This is a genomic window from Alkalibacterium sp. m-11, from assembly GCF_054658155.1.
Window position 1 is genome coordinate 1 of the sequence record NZ_BAAGIR010000182.1, and the last position, 3,267, is coordinate 3,267.

Annotated in this window: 3 protein-coding genes; all 3 read right to left on the reverse strand. The window is 39.1% G+C overall.

What is annotated here, in order from left to right:
- Positions 1 to 195: 195 nt before the first annotated feature.
- The 3 genes from ACYQ2O_RS11295 to ACYQ2O_RS11305 all read right to left on the reverse strand — a co-directional run bounded on the left by ACYQ2O_RS11295 (position 196) and on the right by ACYQ2O_RS11305 (position 3,061).
- Positions 196 to 321 (reverse strand): hypothetical protein, encoded by a 126-nt coding sequence (locus tag ACYQ2O_RS11295; protein WP_346024859.1) that lies wholly within the window; start codon positions 319 to 321, stop codon positions 196 to 198.
- 447 nt (positions 322 to 768) lie between these two features.
- Positions 769 to 1,680 (reverse strand): nuclease-related domain-containing protein, encoded by a 912-nt coding sequence (locus ACYQ2O_RS11300; RefSeq protein ID WP_346024860.1) that lies wholly within the window; start codon positions 1,678 to 1,680, stop codon positions 769 to 771.
- 484 nt (positions 1,681 to 2,164) lie between these two features.
- Complete coding sequence (locus tag ACYQ2O_RS11305) at positions 2,165 to 3,061, reverse strand: DUF7916 family protein (RefSeq protein ID WP_346024861.1); 897 nt, start codon at positions 3,059 to 3,061, stop codon at positions 2,165 to 2,167.
- Positions 3,062 to 3,267: the final 206 nt, after the last annotated feature.

Sequence of the window (3,267 nt, forward strand, 5' to 3'; positions counted from 1 at the left end):
GATTGTTGTTGTCCAATTCCATTGATGTCACTTCCTTTCTGTTGGTTACCACTGAATATAGTATACAACAAAAAGGACAGATTAACCACTTCAAGCTATCGCTTGACCGAAATTCATCTCCCACTTTAACTGGTGCTTCGCACCCATACGCTTAGAAATGGGAGACTTCTTTCGGAATTACGTTAAAGCACTTGATTAAGTAGACATCAAAAGGTTGAATGCCTGCTTCAAACGCGATAATGATAATCTGGCCTCGCCAGATTTTTCGTCATCTGAAGCTTCTAGATGTAGTTCATTGGGGTTCAGCGATTTGAACTTCATTCTGACGTCTCTTGAATGAAGTTCACCTCTGCAATCGTACTGCCAACTAGACTATAGCATATTGCGGTGTAGTTCAGCTCACTTCTTTTATCACGAACTCGACTCAGAAGTGCTCATAATGCAGTTCAGCGCTCACATCCCGTCTGAACTATACCCTGCGTTTCTCACAGCATCAACTGACTATAATGGTAATCTGGCCTGGCCAGATTATTCTTCATTGAAAGCTTCTAGATGTAGTTCATTGGGGTTCAGCGATTTGAACTTCATTCTGACGTCTCTTGAATGAAGTTCACCTCTGCAATCGTACTGCCAACTAGACTATAGCATATTGCGGTGTAGTTCAGCTCACTTCTTTTATCACGAACTCGACTCAGAAGTGCTCATAATGCAGTTCAGCGCTCACATCCCGTCTGAACTATACCCTGCGTTTCTCACAGCATCAACTGACTATAATGATAATCTGGCCTCGCCAGATTTTTCTTCATTAAGACTCTTTAGAACCTTACGCAGGCGATACATTGAGTGCAGTTCGCCGCACCAGGTATACAATACTTCAGTTTTTAAAGTTTCGTCAGGAAAAAGTGTCTGGTATTCTAATGTATGTCGCATCGCATTATCGATTGCCGATTCTTTGAATCCACAGAACCTACAGACACACATCCGACCCAAAACTTTGTTTAAAAACTCATTACATTTACTGCAATATATCCCTTTTTTCAACAGATAAAAGTCATGAGCTGGCAAGTCAGTCAGTAGGTATGACTTTGACTTTAGATTTAGGTTAGTTAACTTCTCGGCTATTTCTAAAAGTTTTCTGGTTTTTATATTGGACTGTTTTTCGATCAGTTTAAAATGGCTATCCAGCAGACTTGGGAGTAAAATTCTTTTATCGGGTATTGACTGATAAATGGTACAGTTGGGATTAATGAATACGACATATGGTTCGACTTCCAGATTAATATTATGTTTTCTCAACATATTTTTTAACAGAATAGCTGCTCTCTGGACTTGACTCACTGGATTTAATATCTCCAACCCACTTGAATAGTAAGTCAACCTCCCTTCTCGATACATAAGCTCACCTTGGTAATTTTTCACTTCATAAATGTAAATCTTCTGATCAGTAAGGATACTCATATCAATTTGAAAAGTAGAACCCTGACTTTTCAAAAAGAGATCCGGTATCATCAGATAATTTGGGAGATATTTTTCAACAATACTATCAAAGTGTAGTTCCCCTTTATACCCTTTCATCTGAGAATAAGCATACTGCTTGTCTTCATCACTCAAATCTGCTCTTATAAGTAAAGCTTCCAAAACAAATAGCACAATCGGTTTAGACCTGTCTTTATACATCATATTCTTCACTCCTAAATAACGATCTATATATAATATTGATGAAAAAACAGATAACTAACTAAAATACTTTAATTCATTTTCTTTTTTTCTGAGTATTTTAGATAAAAAAAAGGCAGAGCCACGCTCCACCATTTTTCAGCTTAGAGATCAGTATAAAATAAAATAATAGTATCTCTTATTCAACTTTTCTACCCTTTAGATCCTCCTCAACCCACATCTCTTTCTCATAACTTTGTCCAATATCTGAGCCAACACATGAATTTTAATTTTGAAATAAGTAAAATAGTTCCTTACTGACCAATTTTGACACTATACTCAGTATTCGAATTAAGATTTTCAGCTTCGGATACAGGAATAGTTAATATGATTGAATTCTCCTGTTTTCTCAATCTAGTCATCACTCAAGTCCCTCTTTTACATTGTTATCACCGATTAGATGCGCCATATTCACTAATAGTTACTTCCAATCATTTCTCAAGTATCATTACCGCGCATTCGATCCGGCCATGCGCGCCAGTGTATGACGGTCTCCACGAATCACTCGGGACATTTCCAGAATATTCAGATAAGGTGCGACTCCTCCATATCCGGCATCGCCAATATGCTGGATATCCACACCGGCTATTTTATTTTGTAAAGCAATATCTTTGATTGTGCTTGGATCCGCTGTTTCCTGGCTTGTACCTATAGCCGACATGCTCAGTACGTCAGAAGACTTGCATAAACAAACGGCTTCATAGACGACGTCCGGTGTGACTCCCGGTACTGTTCCGATTGCTGGCAGAAGAATGATGTCTGCTCCACTCTCAATGAAGGAACGGATCGCATCCAAATCGATCACTGCTTCGTTCACTCCAGCACCGTGCATTTTCCCTGCGATAATCAGACCTTTGAACGCTTCTTTTGCTACTGATATTGCTTTGTTTATTTCTTTATTACTTACGCCTGTTCCCGGATTACCCGTCAGACAGATGAAATCGAATCCCAGATTCTCAGCTTCCTCGAATGTCTCTTTGAACGCCTGTCTCCCTTTAGAAATCGTCAGCTTATCTTCATTCATGACTGCCTGCTGATCGACGGGTTCGATATTGACCCCAATCGGACGACCTGTAAGTTCTTTCAGGCGTCTCACTGGATCATTTTCTTTGCTATCTAACCCATTAACTTTCGGCTCCAGCAAGTCGAAGCCATTTAAAAGAATCAAGTCTGCTCCGACAGATCTGGCCACCTCACTATTGGTTAGTCCAGGTGATGCCGCAGTAGAGACGATATTTTCAGACAGAATAGTGCGACCTTCGCTTGCTTTGATCGACTGCTTTAACTCTTCCTTATTCATCTCGAGAAAATCACTTGCATAACAGTTCAATAATCGCTTGACCATTATCCAATTCCACTCCTTTTTTAAATCGCTTACAAAAACTATAGACCAACTACTCAAATTTTTCAATTGTTTAGAATATGGAGTATGTGTAAAGCTATTCTCGGAAATTTATTCTAGAAATCTGAAACGCAGTTTATTGTTTTTGACTTTCTCAAGCCTTTTTTGCTCTTCGAGCTTTTAAAAGGCTTGAGAAAGTCAGTTCTAAT